Source organism: Chryseobacterium sp. SNU WT5 (assembly GCF_007362475.1).
In the GTDB taxonomy this organism is placed as follows: domain Bacteria; phylum Bacteroidota; class Bacteroidia; order Flavobacteriales; family Weeksellaceae; genus Kaistella.
In genome coordinates, this window is record NZ_CP041687.1 from 1307482 (window position 1) to 1328947 (window position 21466).

The following is a 21466-nucleotide window of genomic DNA, read 5'->3' on the forward strand; positions in this document are numbered from 1 at the left end:
CTTTGTCTTGTAATAATTCGTACTGGTTTACAGATACTTATAAATTGGTTTAGCAAAACCGATTTCCGTTGACTTCAATATTATATTTGTAAAAATCAATGTGATTTATTTGTCACACTTTTTTCGGGAAGCCTTTACTTATTTTGTAAAATATATTATTATTTAAATATGAATGAGAGTATCCTCTTTTTAGCAATGCTTCTTTTAGTCATTTTAGCGATGGTAACTTTTGTTATCGTTTCAAAAAATGCCGGGAAGTAAAAAAGTGACTGCGTGAACAATAGTAGCGCAATCACTTTCGGTAATTTTAGTTTTAATAGCCCGCTCTGATCAGCGGGCTATTTTCTTTACAAAGATATATTTTTTTCTTATTGATTTATTTTCTGGTTCAGGTGGATTTTTTTTACAGTTGTTGTCGCTGTTGTAAATGTGGGATTGTGGTAAAAATTGCGTGGGGGTTAGCGTTGGCTTTTTCCACAAATCCACATTTCTTTTCTTTCTGCAACTGCTTTTCTTTTGATTACTGCACTAAAGCGATGGCGCATTTTTTCCTTATTCCGGGTGGTTGAAGCGTGGGCAAAAAAGTCTTTTTCTGTGGCGGGAAAGTTTCGGGAAAGCGGTCGGCTAAAAGCGTTGGAAGCGAAGTTTTTCTCAAAAACGAAGCGTAGGAAAGCATTTAGCATAATCTCAAATTATAGGCAAAGATGCGGCTGGTTTGTGCGTAGCGTAGCGGAGAACAACGGTTTGCGTGGGCAACTGCGTATAATTTCGATTATGTTACTTGCTGTGGCATTAAAGCGTTGGGAAAGTGTCGGGGAAGAGGCTGGCGAAAATGTCTTTTTTTATTCGGCGGGCGGGATATTATTTCAAAATGCAAGCGGTGGGCTTTCTGGCTTTTATCTGATCGGGTGATACTGGTTGATTGCTGATTGCAAAGCTTCAATTCCTGTTTCTCTATATTTCTCTGTCGTGTCTGCATGTTTGTGTCCAGCAAAATTTTGGACTTTTCGCAGGTTCTCGCCCTGGTCTAATTTCAGTTTTATAACACTTTGGCGGATTTTCACGCTTGTAATTTTCTTTGTAAACGACTTCTGATAAGTTGATATGAGATAATTAATATCATCATTTGTAATTCTACTTGCCAACTTGTTCAATAGAAAAAAAGAAGTTTTTTCTCTTTCCAATTCAATTCTATCTTCTTCTAAATATTGATAAAATAAGAGGATTTGGTCGGCTTTTAGATTTAAAATTCTTGCGTTGGTAATTCCTGTTTTTTGGATGCTGATAGTGGCATTTTTGAGATTTAGGTCTTCTATTTTCAATCGCTCAATATCACTCACTAAAAGAGCTTGATTAACCAATAAGCTCATAATGATCTGATTCCTTTTGGCAAGTATCGGATAACGTTCTTTTCGAGGTTCTAAGAGTTGTTGCAGTTCTTTTTCTGTAAGAAGTTCCTGCAATTGTATTGGATTTTCCTTGCCGTCTTTTATTTTGATATTTTGTGCAGGATTGTATTTTATTTGCGATGTTTCTACTAAATAATCGTAGTATTTTTTCAGGGCATAAATGGTTCTGTTGGTGCTTTGCGGATTGTAGTTTTTGCGCAGTAATTGTACATATTGCATTAAGTTTTGATAGTTCAGTTTTTCTGGGTTTTTATAGTTTTTTTTGAACTTTTCTATTTCATAAAGATAGTTTTTTATAGTTCCTGCAGATAAATTATTTTCTAAATATTCTTTGAGATTCTCCATGGATTCTTGTATAAATTTGAGTTGTTCCCAGACATTCATGGCCAAGAAAATCCCTTACTTTCTCCAGTTCCATTCCCTGTTCTAAAAGCTGTGTAGCAATAGTATGTCGCAGACAATGAAGCGTAAAGTTTTGATTTTCTAATCCTGCTTTTTTTAGGAGTTTTTTAAATTCTTCGTAGATTCTTTCAGCCGTGATATTGAGTAAATTTTCAGTTTCTACATTTCTATTTTGCCTCCCTAAAGTCGGCGAATCTCGTATAATCGCCAAATCGAAAAGTAACAAAACCCAAAACTAAATGTAAAGAAAAAACACAAATTCGATCAGCGATCACAAATATAAGCCTTTCACTCGAAAGGCTTTTTAAATGTCTTTTAATTCACGTTTAAAGCGAATTTAACAGGCTCACCACTCAGTAACTTCATAGTGCTTTCCTTATTGTTTTCATACACGTGTACGTTACCGAGGAACAGCGAAATACTTTTCAATGGAAGATCAATCTGCCGACTGATAAGATACAAGTGATAGATATCGGCTGGCAAGCCTAAATTAGCGTCAGAACTACGCTGATATGCTGATACTGCAAGTTTGCCCTGATCAATCTGAAACTGTATCAAAGATAAGCACGGCTGTTGGTTGCTTTCCGTGTCATTCTTACCCAAAAACAAAACATAATTCTTACTATTCCGCTTTTCTTTGTTGATTTTCTTAATCAGATCCGGCAACTGTTCAAAATACGTTGGATAACTGTTCACCAGTATTGGACCGCAATAATCCCACCACGTGATCCCAGCCTCTCGATAACGCTCTGTTAACCTTTCACCTGACTGGAATAAATCCAATTCTGTTTTGAGCTTATTTCGGGCGATTCCGTGACCTTCAAATATCTCTAGCAGATCGCCCGGCTTTAGTGTTAGATGTTCATTCAGCAGGTAGGTAATGTTTCCCTTTTTGTTTTCCTGCACCTTACCTCTTTTAAGGATTTTTTCTAAAGTTTTGTGATACTTATTCATACTATTGATATTAGTTTTATATTTGCAAATCTCACCCCTGAAATACAAAAACCCGCAAGTTCCAGAAGACACTTAAGTCCTCCGTAACCTGCGGGTGTGTTTTTAAAGGGGTGAGATCTTTTAAAAAGCGGAGGACGTTTTTATCCTCCTATCTGGTTTTTAACCAAGTTGAAAATGAGGGGGATCATAAGGAGACTTCCAGTCACCGCCCCACGTTATCTTTATTCCCAGTTGTTTGGCAGTCACTTTTACGTGATCAGCAATTATTTTCAAATTCTTAATCGTGTCTTTATGATGCACTTGTACTTTGCCTTCAAAGAACGGATATAAGTCCACCGCCTGTCCTAAACCATCTTTTCGGCCGTCTGCCTCATCTTGATGATTTGAAAGGTTTTTAACGCCATTAGCATTCGTTACTTTCATTCCTGGTTTAGTACGTCCTTGTGCAAATAAATTCTTTTGCCGTTCTGTAGTTCTTAGTCCTTCTGTTATTGTAAAATCTACCGGACTATTTGCAATAGCGGCTTTCATTACCTTTACTAAATTAGGATGCACCCCTACGAGATTATCAAGGCTTCTTTTGCTTAATTGATATTTCATGATTTTATTAGTTTTTTAAAGTAAAATTTTAGCAATTCCCACGCAATCACCGATAGAACACCCATCCAAATAAAAGCCGACAGCGGCGATGATTTTGTTTTTAGGTCCAGTTCTAAATATTTACTGATGAGTTCTGCACTTTGATTAATATTGGTAGATTGAAGCGTTTCATTATCTTTCTTAATAGAATCATTTTCTTTGATAAGACTTGAATTTTCAATTTTAAGAGTTGAGTTTTCCGTTTCTAACTTTGATTGTGAACCGAACTGCAAATCGGTGTTATCATTAACGGGGATTGATGTTTGATTTCCGTGCGAATCTGTGACCTGAACAAAACGAACTGCACCAGGATCACTACATTTACCATTATTAGTCAGGTTGAAATTCTGACTGTTCGCAAATAATGACTTAGCACCGTTATACTGCGACTTATGAACAGTAGAATCAGAAAAGGAACTATTTTCCACTTCTTGATTTTTATTTGACAATTCAGTCTGAGTAGTAGTTTGAGAATTCAATTCTGTCAACTGTTTTTGTTTGTTCTTGTTTTTTATGATGCTGCAGGAATACAGCATCATCAATAATAAGATGATTAATAGTTTTTTCATGGTTATTAGTTATTTTGTTTTTTGTTTATTATCTCGGATCAACCCACTCACCCAACTCATAATTAATCCAAAGAATGCAATGATCCTTTTCTAATCTGTTGAGAATTCTCACTAATTTTTCACCTTCAACAGTGAGCGTACCCATCAATTGATTTTTACCCAGTGCGCTGGAAATCGTTTCACCATCAACACCAAATTTATACGGATAGATGATCACGCCGTCAACTTCAATTGCCTGAACTAAGCGAGCGTTCCATGTGGCTCTAAATTCTTTGTTTGCCCAGATGTCGATATTCTTTGCGGTCGATTGCCAATAGCCGTCTGTATTGCCGTACTTTTCATCTACATAGTGGCGGTTGATGACCGTAAGCGGAATAATTAAACCGGTCGCGATAATTAGCAACGCGAAACCTTTCTTTCTCTTCATCGTTTTTTTGCCTGCTTAAAAGTTGGATTCTCAAACTCTAAAGGTTTGTTGATCAAAAACTCCTGAATATTTCCGTACACATCGAATACGTTGTTCATTTCATCATCCATATCTACAATTTTCTGAAACAGCACTTGTGCCGGTACAGCATAAGTTTTGATCATGCGTGAAAATCTTATGTAAGCAGGTAGAACCATATAGGGAGTTAGTTGATTTTCTGTATATTCTATTCCTTCGATTCGATCAGCTTCCGGAACAAAGTCCGGGTTTTGGATCATGGCTCCATTGGCATCGCGTAAAACTACTTTGTAGGCGTTTGAAACAACCCAATCTTCTAAGCAATCTTTGAAAGAATTAACTTTTTCATTGGTTTCTAAATCTACATGAACCAAATAACCAAAGATTGAAAGCCGTTGATTATCTGCATCGGGAAAGTATTTTGTAACCACTAAAACGCGCCCGATCTTTGCCGGAAAAAGTGGATGATCTGAAATTTGACCAGCGTACTGAATATCATCGTTTGCTGGAATAAAACCTGCAATATCGAAAGGTGTTTTTATTTTCATAACATTAATTCATTATTCTTGCTGTAATCCAAAAGGTTTTGATAGTATTCGCAGAACCCGGAAAACCTAATCCTGCAAAATATAAGGCATAGTCTTTACTTGTGTTGATTGAATACTGCCAGTATTGAAAGTTTGACATATTGTTTTTATTATACATTCTTACATATAATTTATCACCTACTTTACTAAAATATATCCACCAAAACTGGCCCGGATTACCACCAGTTAATATGGGCGCATTACTGGAATTTAATCTTATACTCGTCGCAGTTGATTCCATTACGTAATTGTTCTTAATGATATTTTCAACATTATTAAAATCAGCGTGAGTTGTTTCTGTCAACCCTATCAACGTACTCCAATCTAAAGCATTAGTAGTACCGGCAGTACTTTGAAGCATAATATCAAAATCCCAATCTTTTGAACCTAAAAATATATTTTGGTATTTTGCAATCACACCTGTTTGATTTAATGTGCCATTAATACCCATTGAGGTAATCGAAAGAATGTTGTCAGCAGCGGTATTACTTCCGTTCCAAGTGTTGGCATCCGTAATGCCATCATCTAATTTTCTAACTGCTCTTTTCCAATTACTTGCTGTTAAAGTAGTAGGTACAATGCTATCTACTTTCGTAAACACTGCATTTGATAAACCTTGAACTGTAACACCATTTTGTATTTTTATTGAGTAATTCCCATTTGGTAAATCCGCTGGAATATCCCATACAGAAGTTACAACTGTTCCCGAAACATTATAAAAATTTGTCGCAAAAACCTTTGTTAAATCAGGTTTTTCAATCCACAAAAAAGTAGGATCAAGCAAAGTAAGATTTAAACCAATTAAATCGATCAAATTAACTCCCGGCTGAATAAATCTTGAACTTGCATCTTGAAGTACCGGATTTGCAGGTGTTGCTGTACCTAATAAAGCGGTTCTCATTGCGGTTTTTTGTGTGGCGTTGGCATTTTGAACCGCCAAAGTCGTTGCGGCAGGATCAGCGAAATCTCTTGTCACTGTTTCACCTGTGGTTGGGTGGATTATTAACGATTTAGAGTACGCAGCGTTACCAGTTTTATCAACCAAGCCTTTCCAAAAATATCCAAATCCACCAGTATTCCAAGTAAAAGAATTTCCCTGCGTAAAAGTCCTTGCCGAAACATTGCTCAAATCTGCATTAGAAATATTACTTCCGATCGCAGTCCAAGCTCCGCCTTCATATTTCTGAAATCCTTTAGGGCTTTCATTCTGATAAATCAGCATTCCTTCCTGCGGACTTGCAATTGCATTTTTTTGCGCAATAGTATATCCCTGAAAAGAAATCAACTTTAATTTTAACCAGGCATTTCCTAAAAACTCGATTCCCTTAACAAATGAACTCCAAATTCCAGTTGTCCCTGCTTTAATTAATACTTCATCATCATTCCCTCCACTTGGTAAACTACCTAATTCACTTAATGGTTTAGTGCTTCCATTTCCTAAAACTACTCGATCGGCTGTATTGTTAGGTGTAAGTGGTTTGTCTAGTTTAAAAGGATCAGATGGCAGTTTTAAAGCTATTAGTTTCCCATGATATATTTTAATAATACTAAAATCCCCAGGCTTTAGGGCTGTTGCGCTTTCAAAGGGTAAAAGTGATATTGTTTGGCTTTCTACAGGAAGTTGTATGGTTTTTGAGGAATTATTCCAAAGCACTAAGGGCTTACCATCCCAAAGATTTATGCCTGTTTGCGTAAAAAGACCTAAGATTTTAGGGGTAACAGAACTCTCAGTAACGTTAATCTCAAAACTTGATTGCGGTGAATTCATAGTTAAATAAACCCCTGTGTCGTTGTCTATTGTGAGGTTTTTCCACCCGTCTTCAGCAATATATTTTAAACCGCTTTCAGTTTGTTCAATGACATTTCCACTGGAGCGCATGGTGATCTTGAAAATCTCCAAAGCATCTTCTGGTATTTCCGGTTCTTCATAAGTTGGCAGTTCCGCACCTTCAGCTAATAAAAAATCGTCATTATTTTTCACAGCGTAACCGCGCAAAACTTTCACGCCATCTGCTACAATAGGTGTAATTGTCCACTTATTTTGAAAAGTACGCGTGATCAGTTTTCCTTTAACCCGCACTTTGTTCGCTCCGGAACTATGAAGTCTTAAATAAGTTTTATTGTCGATCAATTCTACAGATCCTAAAGTGATCACTTCAGAAGTCACGACGGAAAACGGAAGTTGCGATTCAGGAACCACACCGTTTACTAAGTCGGCTTTCTTCTGTAAGGTGGTAACTAGATTTTCTACAGCTGATTGTGGAATCGGTTCATCTTTATGCCAAAACGAATCCAGCCAAGACCAGAATTGCTCCTGTGGCGGTTTCATTTGGTTTTTAAACCAATCTTTTATGATATTGATGCTTACTTTGGCCATAATTCTTTATAAAAATCCTACAAAACGGATAAATTTCACGATTCGTGACGGTTGAATATTGGTCATAGGAGTGGCAACTCCAGTTTTAATACTAAAGGTTGAAGATCCACTAGAACCACCTCGTCCGTACATATTTGCCCCTGGAGAATCAGGATTTGGCGCAACAGGAATTGTAACTGAGATTGGAGGTAAATTAGTATTCTCCAAAGCAACCTGTGGAGTTCCGATCACGGCATCCAACGCGCCAAAATTCACGTCACCAGTATTATGACCAACAGGCACATTCCCTTTTAAATCATCATGCTCCACCCAACCTTCTGGAATAGCGTCTGCAGGTAATCCCCAAACCGCAACCAAGCCGATCGGCACCGCTTTTTCTAATTGCGTCAACCGATCTTCTAATTGAAACAAGGTTTTCGGCCTTCTGAAATCTGTCCAGGTGAAAACATCTGGTCCATCGCCAAACGTGGCGTATCTCGCATAGATTACAGGTTTTACCGAGCCGTCTTCGAATCCTCGAGCGTCTGGAGTTTCCACGATGATCACGTTCGCAGTGACCGTAGTTCCCACAAACGGAAGTAATTCTCCATTAATAGAAACAAAGCCATTGGTCACAGAACCACCCGCGCCAACTTCGCAACCCGTAATGATCACCAAATCATTTCCAGCCAAATAGCCGTACTGGTTAAAATTCTTATACGCTTCCTGTGCAGCGTCCAATATCTGTGTAGACAAAGGAAAACCGCCTGTTTGATTAAAATCTATTCTATTCATGTCTTTTATTCTGTAACTATTTTATATCTTTTTGAAGCCAATCGGTAAAAATCAATCAATGCCCGCATTTCGTAAACGCTATACACCAAATCACCAGGTACGATCACGATAAAATCTACTCCGGTATCTGAGTAATCAGAATCATCATAAAGAAAGATCGTTCCCAGGTACTTCGGTTTTTCCTCGCCATCGGTATAGATGTATTTTCTTTTAAAAGCGTTCCCATCATCAATTCTTATCCTGCGAAGCTCACGGTCAAAGCGATCATTTAAAGCACCTCGCAGATAGCATTTTTGAGAGTTATGGGCGAGTTTGTAGATGTTGCCAGCTCTATATTGCAACCATTCATAATGCAATGTTTCAACCGCTGAAACTAAAAGCAGAATCCAAGACTGAACCGTCATACTTCGCAGATACGGCGGTAAAAGAGATAAAGCAAATATTTTCCAATTGATGCTAAACCACATATTCAATATTGTTAAAGTTTTCGATCTTGAAATATCCTGATGTCGGTATCTTTTTTACCGTAATGTTTTCGAAATTCCCATAAGTTGTTCCGGTTGGATCAATCCAACTCGATGCAGCATTGATCATGTGTGGAATTTTAACGCCTTCTGTTTTTTGCAACTTATCAATTAACGATGACAATATTAATTCACCATCAAAAGGTAATTCCTTCATGTATTCTTTAAGTGCTATTTCGACAGGTTTTTTACCGCTTAAAATGGAAACACCAGACGCAGTTAGAACCAATGGATCGTAATAGATTTTAATGTTTAATCTCAGGATATCCGGTAAGTAATTAATGATGGTCACTTTCACACCAGCATCTCGTATCTCATCGATATAAGCATCAAAGCTTTCTTTTTGTGGAACTAATATGGGTGACAATTCCTGATTTCCATCCTCAGTTGCAATCTTTATAATTAAACGGCTTTCATTGACAGCCTCTGTGACTGCTGAATATTTAATAATCTTTGATTTCTCTATTTGCTCAGCAGAATACCCCTCATTATTAAAAACATCGGTATCAACATAGAGATCAAAACCAAATTGAAATGAAAGGGCTTTTTGGCGGTACCATCTAGCCGTGTGAGGTTTTAAAACTGAAAGAATTCCGTTCACTTCTGTTTTGTGATTATCGAATAGTTTTTCCATAGTCCAGAACAGGAATACAAACACGTCAATTAAAACATTTTCAAAAGCCGTTAACGAAAATTGATCTTCAAAAGTTTTAGAATTATCAAGACCATAGGTATTGACCAAATTTTCATCGATCATAAATCGGTCAGTGATGCTTTTCTTTATTTCTGTAATTGTGCGTGCCATTATTGTACGATGAAATTTTTGTTAATAATCCAATATCCAATACCTTCTAATTCCTCAATCGGTTCCTCTAAATTATTTTGCAAAGCCGTTGCCGGTTGTTTATTTGCAAACAGGTTTGCGATCGCTTGATTTCGAACCACTGACCCTTTAATTTCGGTGTCTATTTCCAAAGGCGTGGTAATACTTCTGTTATTTAAAATTGCCATTTCCAAAACCTCTTCAAATGTACCTGTCAACTGGCAAACCATATCAATGAAGTTTTGGCCCTGCTGCGTTTTATTCGTATTCTGCATCGATATTAAATTTTTGAAGGTTATACAAATCCAAATGTTTTACGTTAAGATTATCCAGGGAAAACTGATTTTTGATTGCATGGCGATATTTCAAAAGATCTTCATCCAATAAAGCCGATCGCAACCCAACGCCTAATCCTAAATTAGCTTTGAAGTCCCCAGGTTCTGCGATGAGAATCGACGCCATGTTTTGCTCTAAAGTTTCACCGATCACCAAACCGCTGACAATTTTTCCAAACTGATCTTTCACCACCTCAATTTTGAGATCGTAAACCTGACCGTTTGAACTGTCTTGGTATTGTATGCCGGTTGCTTTTGATTTCATTATTTTAATATTCCTGTTCCTTTGGTTGTGGTAGTTCCTGTTTGAGCAGTTGCAGTTCCTGTTGTTGAGACTGCAATACCTGTATTCACTTCTAATTCTGCGGTTTTGACAAATGTGTATATTAGTTCTGTCATCTGTTCTGCATAATAATCCATTGAATAAACTTCTCTAGTCATCATTTCTTGATGAAGTGCCAAAATGCCCGCTTTTAATGATGGTTTTCCCGTTTCTAAACTCATTTTAATAGTGTTTTAAAATCCGTTTCAAAATTTTCTATTTTCACAATCGAATCCGGTAAAGGAATCCCACTCGGTCCAACTGGCGTAAAAACTTTTAAGGTTTTTAGCAGATCTACCAATTGTTGAAATAAAGTTTTAATACTCGTTTCATTATTCTGCAATTTTACTTTTCCGGTTGTGCTGTCGATCTCAACTAAAAGTCCGTTTTCGTTATAAAATATCTTTTCAGCAACATCACATTTTATTACGGTTAGGTTTCCGATGGTTCCATCCGTGCTCAGCATTAAAACCCTGGTGCCGATTTTTGGAATGATTAGTAAATTATCAGTTCCGTCTGCGGTTGCTTTTAATCTGATATCTGATATCTCAAAATCACCTAATTTCACAGAACAGGTATCACCACTAATTTTAGTAACAATTCCATCTATTGGTAAGTTGGGATTAGCACCAACCAACAATCGCAGATTCTCTTTTAATTTTACTGTTTTATCCATTATTTACTCAACTTTATTCCTGGTGTTATGGTTCGCTTCCCGCCATTTTCGCTAAAGTTAGTCACCACACTTTCCGCGTAATATCTTCCATCTTTGTAAGGATAATCCTTATCATAAATTCCAACTGTGAAATTCGGTTCTACATATGGTAATAACCATGCATCAAAACTCCCTTCATAACCTGGCGCCATTTTATTACTGTATTCTGTATCTGCAATTATTTTGATTGCATTGGCTGACATTCTACCTACTTTTTTAGTAATCTTGTCACCGCCTGTCTGGCCAACTGTTTTACTGATGGTTTTCCCATCAAGGCCAACACTTTCCACGGTAACTTCTACTTTTCTATCATCTGCCGATTTATATTCTAAAGAACTTGTTTCAATATTGTGTTGCATACTGTAATCGACTTCACCTGCTTTTCTTGTGTATGCTGGATGAATGTGTAATTCTTTGTTTTGCATATCGAAATAAATATCGGCGCCCGTTTCTTCCTGCAGTTTAGCCAAAACATCAAACCCTGTCGCTTGATAGATGGTGAATTTATCATAAGGTAAATCGTAAGTGCAAACCACTTTGTACGACTGATCTATTTGCCCGACTACATATTGTGCAATCTGCTTCACCGATGCAGGTTTAAATTCTTTGTTCTTGATTCCTTTTCTGAAAAGAAACAAACCGTCTTCACACAATATTTTCAATGAACTGTCTTCTGTGATGATCTCTTTTACATATCCTTGAAACTCGGTTTCTAATTTCCCATCATAACCTAACTTTATTCTAACTTCATCAGATCTCTTAATAAAGTCCTGAATTTTCAAAACGATATTCATGTCAGCTTCTGGTAGAATAATCGTGGCAAAATCAGCGAGGTTCTTCACCGATTTTTCGATTTCACACTCGGCCAAGATTCCTAACCGCCAATCACCATCCTTGTTTTTAAAATTGATATTCCAATCTAATTGATACATTATCTCTCAAAATTTCCGTCAGCATCACCAACTGTTAAAGTTCCTCGTTTGCGTTTATAGATCAAATTATACGGAAAGTCCGAAAGTGCTTTAATCTCAAAAGCTTGTACATTTTCGCCTTTTGTGAAAGGAAATGAAACCGACTCGATCACGATTTTATTAATGTTTAAAATCTGCAAAGGCTCACACAGAACCTCAATCGCTTCCGCAGTCAGAAGATAATCCCTCAGTTTTTCCATTTCGTATCGGGGATAAGTCTGTGATGATTTTCCTAACATTTTATCGCCATAAAAAGCGCCTGTAATCGTAATTTCGTAATCATTAGTGGACCATCTTTCTTTTATCGATCCAATCAAATTTTTTCCCGCTTTCGCAATGTTTCTTTTCACGATGGTATTTCCACCAGATATATTTATCATCGGTTCCCAAGGTAACAACCACCAGTTTTCATCTTTCGAGCTTCTGAATGAAAATGGAAAAAACTGATTGCCTTCAGAAATTGAATCATCATTTCGCCACAATTCATCTCCATTATTCTCAACCCGATAATTAGGATAGCCAACTTTTACGGGCTGATTGAGAATGGGTAAAAATCTTAACGGTGGTAAAACATGTTTAGAGATTTCATTCTGCACCGCTTCAAATCGTGGGATCTGTTCCACAACTTTACTTCCCATTAGTGAAGCCAACAATATATTTTCGTTTGTAAATTTCATTATCCTGCTGCTGTTGTGGCTGATGCCGTTATTCTTAATAATTCATCTAAAACCTCTTCACCTGCTTTTCTAACTGCAGAACCTGTAGAGCCTGCGTAGTTCTGAATTCCAATAAGTTCTTTTATATGTAAGGTCACATAATTGTGTTTGGTGCCACCAGTGGCAATACTTTCGGTATTATTCTTTCCTTTTTCTTTAGTCTCTTTATCTTTAGCACTGCCTCCTGCACCGCCTGAAAGTTCTGAACCTGGAATACCTGCTGGTTTTGCAATTCCATTATTTACAGAAGCGGCGTTATTCGCTTTTCCTAATTTTTTGGTGTAAGCATCAGAAGTTGCCTGTCCTGCTGTCATTGCAGCACCCCAACCACTTTGTACCTGACCAATTGCAGTTCCTGCGGAACCTGCACCGCTCAAATCAAACATTGCCTTTTTCCCGGTGTCCCATGCTTTTTGCCAATCTCCATTAAAGAAGTCTAGTAAGGCATCACCAATCCCGCTAATTCCCGAAAGAAGTTCTTTGAATCGATTAATCACATAATCTTTGATTACGTTACCAAACATTTTCATAGCCTCCCAACCTTTGAAAATTACTTTTCGGAAACCTTCAAACTTATTCCAACAAGCAACGATTACTGCAATTAAAGCAACGATACCCGCAACAATCCACAATACAGGAAATGCCATAATAGAAGCATTCCACAACCATTGCGCACCTGTTACAACAGACGTCCAGGCTGCTGCCATTTTTTGAGTGTTGGTAAGAAAGGATAATGCAGAACCTGCCAACCCAAAAACAGGTGCAAGGTTCGCAACATCACGTGCAGTATCACCAATAACGGACGCGTAGGCCATCCAACCATTGGTTGCATTAAACAACGTTATTTTGAAATCATCTAACTGAGATTTTAGCCTGGCGTTTTTTTCTGCAGGACTTTCCATGATAATCGCGGATTGGTCATAAGCTTCAGTAGTGCCTTTTACAGCAGTTGTTAAACGGTCCATTTCGGTGGTCTGACCAATCAATGCCATTGCAGCATTGCTGTTTTCCTTTCCAAATAATGCTGACATCAGAGCCGAATCTTTTAATAATGGTTTCAAATGATTCAATCTCTGAGATAGAGATAAAGAAGGATCGTTTAAACTGTTGATGTTGATACCGAGTTTTTGAAATTCCTCCTGAACTCTTTTCGGTAAAAAACGACCTTGACCAAGACTTGATAAAACATTTCGGTAAGCCACACCGCCCTCGCTTCCTTTTTTACCAGCTTTGTCTAAAATCTGAATCGCAGCGTTGGTTTCTTCAAAGGCAACATTAGCCGATTTAGCCGCCATACCTGACTGCTCCAAGGCTTGTTTAATTTGAGGTAATTCAGCCGCACCTTCACCTGCTGCGGCCGCCATAACGTTCATCATGGATGCCATTACTTTGGAAGCCTGTGTAGGGTCATCGAGCGAAATTCCATATTGGTTCATCGCCGTGGTCAAAACTTCAGCAGCTGCAGTGGAATCACCACCCATTAATTTAGAAGTATACTGTATGGTTTCACCCATGCTTTTCAGCGCGGTCGGAACCTTTGCAATTTCGGGGGATAACTGACCGAGCACTAATTTGTAAGATTCTGCACCCTCAGCAGCAGAACCGCCAAAGGTTTTGGCAGCGTTCCTGGCGTAACCTTCAATTTCTTTCAACTTATCACCTGCAACACCTGTCATTGCAGATAAATCATGCATTGATGTTGAAAGAGCCATTCCGGGACCATTCAAACTATTAATTCCATCAGCAACCCGATTAACTTGGTCGATGATGGAAGATAACTTAATAGATGATAATTGTCTGTTGATATTGGTAACCATCGACGTGGTTTGCCTCTGAACATTATTTACCGAAGCGAGAACAGCATTCTGTCCTTGCATTTGTACAATAATATTATAGAGCAAATCATTATTCATGGTTATAATCCGGTTTCAAGTTTTCTGATGTGTTTTAAATCTGCAACGCGTACAGCCCATTCTCGGTCGCTTAATAGGCTTGGGTCTGCTATATGGAAGTAATAAGTGAGTTGGGCGTTTTGAACTCTTAACCAATCTTTGTTTGGATCTACTTCCGCCTGAGCTATAGCTTTACCAGTTCCGCCTCTTTAATTTGAATGAGTTCGGGTAATTTGGATGAAGCCGATAGAAATAAACCGTCATTGGTTTGTATTTCTTCGTCACCGCCTAACCAACATTGTTTCAGAATGATTTCGTTAAATGCCATGTTGTCTTTTTGACCAGCCATTGCAGCATAACTCAATGTTTTTCTGTTAGGAGTTTTTAAGTAGCAAATTTTATCACCGATCTTCAGTGCGAAGATTTCGCCATGTTCTACTTTCCAGGCGTCGATTTGTTTTTGAGTAATTTCTTTTGACATGTTGTGAATGAATTAAAAAGGCGACCGTAATCGCCTTTGATTTTTATATTTGATTTTTGATGCGCAATGCGATAAATGGCAAAGTGATTTCCTGAAACTTATCGCCCTGGTTAAATTCTTTTGCCGCTTCCGTAAATCGAAGAGATTCGATTCTATCAGTAATCATAGCATTGCCTGATAATGGATCGCCATAACAAGCAAGTGCATCCAATGACAGACTTAGAATTGAACCTTTACCGGCTTTCACCAAAGCTTCATATTCTGACTGCAGCATTTTTACTTCACCTTCATAGCCAAGATTCCCAGACTGAATGGAAACAGGGTTTCTGCCTTTCGCATGAATGGCCTCACGTTCGATTTTCTCGGAATATTTCAAACCTCGAAATCTGGTTAAATCTCTACCTCCGAGAATTAGGGTGAGATCTGCCCATTCGTATTCTCTGTCGTTAATTAGTGCCATAGTTTTTTATTAAGAATTAAGTTCAAAACCGAGTACCACATTAATCCATCGGTTATAGCCGAATGGTCGAATTTTAACCACAACCTCCAATCTGGAACTGGTGACCACATTTTGAGTAGGATCAACAAAACATTTCACACCGGAATCATTGATGTCGTTCGTGTCACGGCTTAGATCATCGCCCATACTGTTGGAAATTTTACGCTCAACAGCACTTTCAATCGTTTTTGCATACGTGGCAATCAGAGTTCCGTCCGAATTGGTTGGCACATCATCCAAAAGAAAATCCAACAATGCATCGTAAGAGAATCTGAAAGCTTCGTTAATTGTTCTGCGTCTTGACAAATAATGGTAATCATCATCAATAGCACATGCCAAAGGATCATCCATTACGAAATATCCTGCACGGCTTTGATGCGTGGTAAACGTGATATATCCTTTGTCATACAATGCTTCACAGTCGTAATTTTCGACCGGTAGATCATTGATGAAAAGTTTCGGAGCCTTCAATGCACCGTTGTTCACTTTTCCGGCATTTACTTTTGCAGGAAAAGCCGCTAATCTTCCGGCAATAACACCCATTGCACTTCCTTTGCTGGTGGTAACACCTGATAATGTTTCGGTGTCACCGATCAGGATTCCAACACTATTAAATGCTGATTCTGCTAAATCCGGTAGATCTACCTTATTGCCTGTAAAAGCATAGCCTTCTAATATCGTGAAGAAAGGCGCGTATTTGCGTCCTATATAATCTTCAAAAAGGGTTTGCGCTTTTGTAGCAGCCAGTAAAACATCGGCATCCATTCCGGCAGTAACTACGGGAACAGCGGTCGAATCATTTACGGTAAATAATCCGCGAATTTTGCCATTTGCTGAATTCAAAAGATTTTCAACTGGTGTAATCCCGGCAACTGGTGTAAACCATTCTGAAACTTTCGCAGTTTTTGCAATGCCATAGATCCATACTTCAGAACCGCTTCCGGCTTCGTCATAAAATTCAGAAAGCGCTTTGAATAATCGGTGATTATCAATACTGTCTGTTAATTTTAAGTTGGCAACATCTTTCATAGATTTTACCTGGTACGCCGTATTGAGTTGAAAACCGCCAACAACCGCAACAGCGGATGCAACGATCCCAAAGCAACCGGTATCTAATGGCGTCACCGCTCCGATGACGCCGTTATTAAATGCTATTGAAATTTTTGGTTTCATCAACTATTATTTTTGAAGTTCTTCAAGATGTGCAGTCAATGCTTCCACAACTGATTTTCTTGGTTTAGCCAAAAGGTTTTCAGCCATTAGAAATTCTGTAGCATCATCAATATCCATATCAGGAATTAATTCTAAAATTTCAGCTGCAGGTTTTTTCACCTCTGCCTCTTCGGGTCTCGAAACCGCAGTTACCGCCTTATCTTCCAATGTTCTGGCGTGATTTTTAGCCAGATCTTCTTTGTAGAATTTTGTACCATCACTGGTTTCGAAATATTCCTGTAAGTCAGGGTGATTTTTGAATGTATCTTTACTCATGGGTAATAATTTTTCCGTTTAATTGTTTGTACTTTTTCAACTCTTCAATAAGAGCTCTGTTCTCATCTGCTAACTGATTAAATCTGATTTCCATCGAATTCAAATCCTTTATTGCCTGCCGATACAATGAATTCATTGTATTGGCTTCATCTGTTGCAGCTTTCCATCTGTTCGCGATGTCTTCAAGCTGTTCACGGTAAAACTTAACGGCTTTTTCAACGTTGTCCAGCTCACCGCTTTGTACGTCTGCGAGGTTTTTCCGTCTGGCCGCAAACCAAGTTCCTAATGATGTGAAGACGCCGATTAAAGCCGTAAGTAGTACCTCTATATTCACAACAATGAATTAGATGATTGCGCCGATCATTTCATTTTTCGCAGGCATTGCGATGAAATAATGACGGTAGTTCAATAAGTTTGTTTGCGTTGTTGGTGCATCAGCAGATTTAGAGAAATACTGCTTTGTAAGACCTGTCTTTTTCGCCACGTTTTCTTTATGGAAAGCTACCGATGCAACCAAATCAGTTGCCGGAACTCCAACTGCTCCGAATGCGTTCTTAGTTCCTGCTACCGCATATTTTGGATTAGCAACATAAGAGAAGATTTCAAATCCTGCGATTTTTGGTGCAACTTTTCCGCTATTCATATCAGACAATCGATTTCCGAATCTATTTCTATCTAACAACAAAATATTTTCGTGATCAGTTGATAAAACCAAACGTCTCCCTTCTACCGGAACTTCTTGTGAATCAAATTTGCCTTTTAACGCAACCATTGCTTCATAAAGGATGTTGGCTTTTTCTGGACCAGTTTCAGTACCAGCAAAAACCATTTTGATCACAGGTGTTTTGGTGGTGTTCGCTGCAGGTGCTTGTGCGTGGATTGCTTTTTTGTACTTGGTAGAATTAATTTGAATAACGTGTCCACGTGTGGCAGAATCAATTCTAGCATAAGATGCACCCATAATCTGATCATCAGATAATGATGTTGCTTTCGTTTGGTATTTATCTAAACTAATGATCACATTAGTGTCGGTAAATTCCTGAACGGCGATTGGGTAAGTGCTGTTATTCAACAACACTTCTGGTTGAAAAGTTTCAACTGGTAAATGAATAATATTAGTTTCGCCGGCAGAACCGGAACCTACTTCTATAACTTCTGTATCAAGTTCTGGAATTCCATCCAACCAGGGTGCCACGTTTTGCGTGGTCAATAGCTGAATTACTCGCGAGCTCCATACTTCTGGAAAATTTGCTGGCATTATTTTGTAGTTTAAATGGTTATTAGTCTTTTAAAAACCAACCTCCTTCACAGGAAGAAGGTTGGGAAAATTTAAAAAAATGAAAGAAATGATGTTATTTAAAAAGGGCTTTGTATTGATCGGGATTTCCGTTTTTAAATTCCAACTGAGCCGTTAGATCCAATTTTTGGAAGGTTTCTAAATCTTTTACTTCACCAACTGGTACGGTGTTCACCTGTGCTCCTAAGTTGGATTTTGCAGGGACATCAGTTACGGTGGATTTGTAAATGCTTGGAAATTCTGCGTGAAGTTTGATATAATCAGCTTCCTTGGTCGCATCAATTTTACCAGCGATGATATCGGCTTTTACAGTACTTGCTGATAACTGTGCTTTTTTGTCGTTTTCGAGTTCCTGGAAACCTGTAATTTTCAGATTGGCAGCATCAAGTTCTGACTTCAAATTGATGATCTTTTCATTTACGATTGATTCATCATGTTCTAGCGAATTACCCGGCAAACCTAATGCGGCAATTGCGGATAAATTAAGGGTGATTTTTTTCATGGAATTATTAATATTAAAATTTGAAATGTCGGAGGCCGTCAAGAGAATTTGGGAAATTTCACTTTCCTGCAATTCCTTCATACTGTCTTCTGTTGTTGCATACAGTTTTATAGCGTTGGCGTTATTCGGTATCGCAACAATCGATGCTTCCAGAACCTCTGATTTTACGAGGTCGTAAACTTCATCGGGTGCAATCTGAAAATTGTTCATTGAGAAAGGATTGAGGCCTAAACTGCAACCACGTAAAAATCCACGCTCCACCTTTCCGGAAATCATTTTAGCGTTTGGGTCTTCGTCATCAAATTCCGCTTCCGCTGTGAGCAGGCTTCCTTCTATTTGAATATTTTCCCATCTGCCAATAACGGCTGCATTTCCTTGTTGGTGATAATCCAGAATTACAGGATTCGCACGGAAACGCGCCAGATCAATTCCCAGGTTCAAAACCCGGAATCCGAACTGATTTACTTTTGTTTCATCGTTAAGTATAAATTTATGTTTTGACATGCGTTTTGTCGGTTTTAAAGCGCAAACATCAGACGTAAATTTCTCATTAAAAAATAGTTGTACAGAAACTGAGCAACATTGTACAGTACCTGAGCAACTGTGTTCAGAAGCTGTACAGTTTTTTTTTAACTGGTTTGTATTATGGCAATTTTGCTACAAACTAATAGCATGGGTCTCAAAAAAACGGAGCAAAAGGAGTACGCCAAATTTCTATATACCGAAAAGAATTTAACGCAGAAAGAAATTGCCGAAAAGGCAGATGTAACTGAAAAAACACTGATCAAATGGATCGGTGAAAATGATGGTGAATGGAAAAAACTTAAAAAATCTTTACTCACCACGAAGCCACAGCAGATCAAAATGCTTTATGATCAGTTAGCACGGCTTAATGATGATATTCTAAACAGGGCGACAGTAACACAGTCGATGTTAAAACCTGTGAAAATTGATAAAGAAGGAAATCCAACAGAAGCCAAACCTGAATACGATCCTATTATTCTTTCCAACGTACCAACTTCAAAAGAAGCCGATACCATTATTAAGATCACCAATGCCATCAATAAATTAGAAGGTGAAACAAGCATCGGTGACTCTGTAAATGTTGGAATGGATTTCTGCGAATTTGTACGTGAAATTGATTTTGCTCAGGCTCAAAAATTCAGTGAGTTTTTTGACCTATTTATCCGCCAACAATTGCAATAATGGCAAAAAAGACAACAGATAAAAGACATCTGGAAACATGGGAATCCTTTCGCAATAACATTGCGAAAAGTACGCCTGTGGACTTAAATGAAAGCCAACTTGCAAAGAGAAAAAGAATTGAAGCTTTGGAAGCGGATCCCGAAAAATGGTTCGCCTGGTATTTCCCGTCTTATTACACCGCCAAACCTGCACCTTTCCACATAGCAGCCACAAAAAGAATTGTAAATAATCCCGAATGGTTAGAAGTTCGTTCCTGGTCCCGGGAACTGGCAAAGTCTGCCAGAACCATGATGGAGGCTTTGTATTTGTCATTCACCAAAAAGAAGAAGGTTTGGTTAATGATCTCCAATACGGAAGACAATGCCAAACGTCTGCTTTTGCCCTATAAAAATATTCTGGAGTCAAATAACCGAATCATTAATGATTACGGCGTTCAGAGACAGGTCGGGAAATGGGAAGATCACGAATTCACTACAAAATTTGGTTTCTCCTTTCGTGCACTCGGTGCCGGACAATCACCCCGTGGTACCAGAAATGATGCAGCACGTCCGGACGGAATTATCATCGATGATTTTGATACCGATGAAAAGTGCCGAAATAAAGACCGGGTAAAAGCAGATACCGACTGGATCCAAGAGGCGGTTATTCCGACGCGTTCAGTTTCAGTTCCCTTATTGGTGATCATCAACGGAAACATTATCCACAAATACTGTACAATCACCATCATGGGTGAGCTTGCAGATGTTTGGGATAAAATAAACCTTACAGATAAAAAAGGAAACCCAACGTGGGCGAAAAATACGGCGGAAATGATCCATGCCATGTTTTACAACTCCAAAGGCAAACGGAAAATTTCTAAAAAAGCCGAACAAAAAGAATATTACAATAATCCATCTGCTGAGGGTGATACTTTAACCCAATTTTTATATGGCAAATGTCCACCGCTGAAGAAATGTGAAAAATTAGTGACTTACGTTGATCCTTCACCCTCAAATAGTACAGAAAAGAAAAGCAGTTCTAAAGCTGTGGTTATTGTAGGCTTATTTGAAGGCAGATATTATGGATATAAAGTGTGGTTAGGAAAAGTTACCAATTCTATAATGGTTAACTGGATCGGACAGGCTTACAATTATCTCGACAGAAACGGCATCGACACCAAAAAGATGTTTATTGAAAATAACAGTCTTCAGAACCCGCATTTTCAACAGGTAATCAAACCGCTTTTGGAAAAATACCGAAAAGAACATGATGTCAGATTACCAGTTCGGGAGGATAAACGGAAAAAAGCCGACAAATTCGAACGGCTTGAAAATATGAAAGATGATAATGACAACGGTGATATTATTTTCAATGAAAAAGAAAAGGAAAATCCCATGATGATCGAAATGGAAGATGAGTGGTTAGGAGTTTCCGAAAAGTCGAAAGAAATGGACGGACCTGATGCTTTTGAAGGTGCAAAAACCATGATCGATACCCGAGTGGTAAAAGATGATATGGCTTACGCGTCCGGACAGGTTGAAAGTCGCAGATATTAATAAA

28 protein-coding genes are annotated in these 21466 nt (G+C 38.2%); 2 read left to right on the forward strand and 26 right to left on the reverse strand.

The annotated features are described in order from the left end of the window. Positions 1-458 precede the first annotated feature (458 nt). From FNJ88_RS06215 to FNJ88_RS06340, 26 genes are all read right to left on the reverse strand, one after another. On the reverse strand, positions 459-683 hold the full coding sequence (locus FNJ88_RS06215; RefSeq protein ID WP_143852358.1) for a hypothetical protein: 225 nt from the start codon (positions 681-683) through the stop codon (positions 459-461). A gap of 213 nt (positions 684-896) precedes the next feature. Next, positions 897-1754: a tyrosine-type recombinase/integrase gene (locus tag FNJ88_RS06220; RefSeq protein ID WP_185145862.1), complete on the reverse strand. Its 858-nt coding sequence runs from the start codon at positions 1752-1754 to the stop codon at positions 897-899. Next, entirely contained in the window at positions 1723-2037 is a 315-nt protein-coding gene (locus FNJ88_RS06225) for a tyrosine-type recombinase/integrase (RefSeq protein WP_143852360.1), read from the reverse strand. Before FNJ88_RS06225 ends, FNJ88_RS06220 begins: the two co-directional genes overlap by 32 nt. Positions 2038-2126: 89 nt before the next feature. After that, positions 2127-2765, reverse strand: coding sequence for a thymidylate synthase (locus FNJ88_RS06230; RefSeq protein WP_143852361.1), 639 nt, complete (start codon positions 2763-2765; stop codon positions 2127-2129). Between the two features lie 159 nt (positions 2766-2924). Beyond that, the gene (locus tag FNJ88_RS06235; RefSeq protein ID WP_143852362.1) at positions 2925-3365 is read right to left on the reverse strand and encodes a M15 family metallopeptidase; all 441 of its coding nucleotides are present in this window, start codon (positions 3363-3365) and stop codon (positions 2925-2927) included. Further along, complete coding sequence (locus FNJ88_RS06240; protein WP_143852363.1) at positions 3362-3973, reverse strand: hypothetical protein; 612 nt, start codon at positions 3971-3973, stop codon at positions 3362-3364. The genes FNJ88_RS06235 and FNJ88_RS06240 overlap by 4 nt, the downstream gene beginning before the upstream one ends. 28 nt (positions 3974-4001) lie before the next feature. Further along, complete coding sequence (locus tag FNJ88_RS06245; RefSeq protein WP_143852364.1) at positions 4002-4400, reverse strand: hypothetical protein; 399 nt, start codon at positions 4398-4400, stop codon at positions 4002-4004. Next, on the reverse strand, positions 4397-4966 hold the full coding sequence (locus FNJ88_RS06250; RefSeq protein WP_143852365.1) for a hypothetical protein: 570 nt from the start codon (positions 4964-4966) through the stop codon (positions 4397-4399). The genes FNJ88_RS06245 and FNJ88_RS06250 overlap by 4 nt, the downstream gene beginning before the upstream one ends. Positions 4967-4970: 4 nt before the next feature. Continuing rightward, the gene (locus FNJ88_RS06255; RefSeq protein WP_143852366.1) at positions 4971-7382 is read right to left on the reverse strand and encodes a hypothetical protein; all 2412 of its coding nucleotides are present in this window, start codon (positions 7380-7382) and stop codon (positions 4971-4973) included. Between the two features lie 6 nt (positions 7383-7388). Continuing rightward, positions 7389-8156, reverse strand: coding sequence for a hypothetical protein (locus FNJ88_RS06260; protein ID WP_143852367.1), 768 nt, complete (start codon positions 8154-8156; stop codon positions 7389-7391). Positions 8157-8161: 5 nt separating this feature from the next. After that, the gene (locus tag FNJ88_RS06265) at positions 8162-8623 is read right to left on the reverse strand and encodes a hypothetical protein (protein ID WP_143852368.1); all 462 of its coding nucleotides are present in this window, start codon (positions 8621-8623) and stop codon (positions 8162-8164) included. Continuing rightward, positions 8613-9485, reverse strand: a complete 873-nt coding sequence (locus tag FNJ88_RS06270) for a nucleotidyltransferase (protein ID WP_143852369.1) — start codon at positions 9483-9485, stop codon at positions 8613-8615. The genes FNJ88_RS06265 and FNJ88_RS06270 overlap by 11 nt, the downstream gene beginning before the upstream one ends. Continuing rightward, positions 9485-9778 carry a hypothetical protein gene (locus FNJ88_RS06275; protein ID WP_143852370.1) on the reverse strand — a complete coding sequence of 98 codons (294 nt, stop codon included), beginning with the start codon at positions 9776-9778 and terminating at the stop codon, positions 9485-9487. The genes FNJ88_RS06270 and FNJ88_RS06275 overlap by 1 nt, the downstream gene beginning before the upstream one ends. Next, entirely contained in the window at positions 9762-10103 is a 342-nt protein-coding gene (locus tag FNJ88_RS06280; protein WP_143852371.1) for a hypothetical protein, read from the reverse strand. The genes FNJ88_RS06275 and FNJ88_RS06280 overlap by 17 nt, the downstream gene beginning before the upstream one ends. Then, positions 10103-10342 carry a hypothetical protein gene (locus FNJ88_RS06285; protein WP_143852372.1) on the reverse strand — a complete coding sequence of 80 codons (240 nt, stop codon included), beginning with the start codon at positions 10340-10342 and terminating at the stop codon, positions 10103-10105. Before FNJ88_RS06285 ends, FNJ88_RS06280 begins: the two co-directional genes overlap by 1 nt. Further along, on the reverse strand, positions 10339-10836 hold the full coding sequence (locus FNJ88_RS06290) for a hypothetical protein (protein ID WP_143852373.1): 498 nt from the start codon (positions 10834-10836) through the stop codon (positions 10339-10341). Before FNJ88_RS06290 ends, FNJ88_RS06285 begins: the two co-directional genes overlap by 4 nt. Further along, positions 10836-11807: a hypothetical protein gene (locus FNJ88_RS06295; protein ID WP_143852374.1), complete on the reverse strand. Its 972-nt coding sequence runs from the start codon at positions 11805-11807 to the stop codon at positions 10836-10838. The genes FNJ88_RS06290 and FNJ88_RS06295 overlap by 1 nt, the downstream gene beginning before the upstream one ends. Then, positions 11807-12523: a DUF6046 domain-containing protein gene (locus FNJ88_RS06300; RefSeq protein ID WP_143852375.1), complete on the reverse strand. Its 717-nt coding sequence runs from the start codon at positions 12521-12523 to the stop codon at positions 11807-11809. The genes FNJ88_RS06295 and FNJ88_RS06300 overlap by 1 nt, the downstream gene beginning before the upstream one ends. Beyond that, the gene (locus FNJ88_RS06305) at positions 12523-14475 is read right to left on the reverse strand and encodes a phage tail tape measure protein (RefSeq protein WP_143852376.1); all 1953 of its coding nucleotides are present in this window, start codon (positions 14473-14475) and stop codon (positions 12523-12525) included. Before FNJ88_RS06305 ends, FNJ88_RS06300 begins: the two co-directional genes overlap by 1 nt. A gap of 163 nt (positions 14476-14638) precedes the next feature. Further along, positions 14639-14935, reverse strand: coding sequence for a hypothetical protein (locus FNJ88_RS06310; protein ID WP_143852377.1), 297 nt, complete (start codon positions 14933-14935; stop codon positions 14639-14641). 43 nt (positions 14936-14978) lie between these two features. Then, positions 14979-15395, reverse strand: a complete 417-nt coding sequence (locus FNJ88_RS06315; RefSeq protein ID WP_143852378.1) for a hypothetical protein — start codon at positions 15393-15395, stop codon at positions 14979-14981. 9 nt (positions 15396-15404) lie between these two features. Then, a complete protein-coding gene (locus FNJ88_RS06320; RefSeq protein ID WP_143852379.1) occupies positions 15405-16607 on the reverse strand; it encodes a DUF2586 family protein in 1203 nt (400 codons plus the stop codon). A gap of 6 nt (positions 16608-16613) precedes the next feature. Then, entirely contained in the window at positions 16614-16922 is a 309-nt protein-coding gene (locus tag FNJ88_RS06325; protein ID WP_143852380.1) for a hypothetical protein, read from the reverse strand. Further along, positions 16915-17256 (reverse strand): hypothetical protein, encoded by a 342-nt coding sequence (locus tag FNJ88_RS06330; RefSeq protein ID WP_143852381.1) that lies wholly within the window; start codon positions 17254-17256, stop codon positions 16915-16917. The genes FNJ88_RS06325 and FNJ88_RS06330 overlap by 8 nt, the downstream gene beginning before the upstream one ends. Positions 17257-17265: 9 nt before the next feature. Continuing rightward, a complete protein-coding gene (locus tag FNJ88_RS06335) occupies positions 17266-18180 on the reverse strand; it encodes a hypothetical protein (protein WP_143852382.1) in 915 nt (304 codons plus the stop codon). A 94-nt stretch (positions 18181-18274) separates the two neighbouring features. Further along, complete coding sequence (locus FNJ88_RS06340) at positions 18275-19225, reverse strand: HK97 family phage prohead protease (protein WP_143852383.1); 951 nt, start codon at positions 19223-19225, stop codon at positions 18275-18277. 168 nt (positions 19226-19393) lie between these two features. Here FNJ88_RS06340 and FNJ88_RS06345 point away from each other — a divergent pair, with 168 nt between their 5' ends. Beyond that, positions 19394-19927 carry a hypothetical protein gene (locus tag FNJ88_RS06345; RefSeq protein WP_143852384.1) on the forward strand — a complete coding sequence of 178 codons (534 nt, stop codon included), beginning with the start codon at positions 19394-19396 and terminating at the stop codon, positions 19925-19927. After that, a complete protein-coding gene (locus tag FNJ88_RS06350) occupies positions 19927-21462 on the forward strand; it encodes a hypothetical protein (protein WP_143852385.1) in 1536 nt (511 codons plus the stop codon). Before FNJ88_RS06345 ends, FNJ88_RS06350 begins: the two co-directional genes overlap by 1 nt. Positions 21463-21466 lie beyond the last annotated feature (4 nt).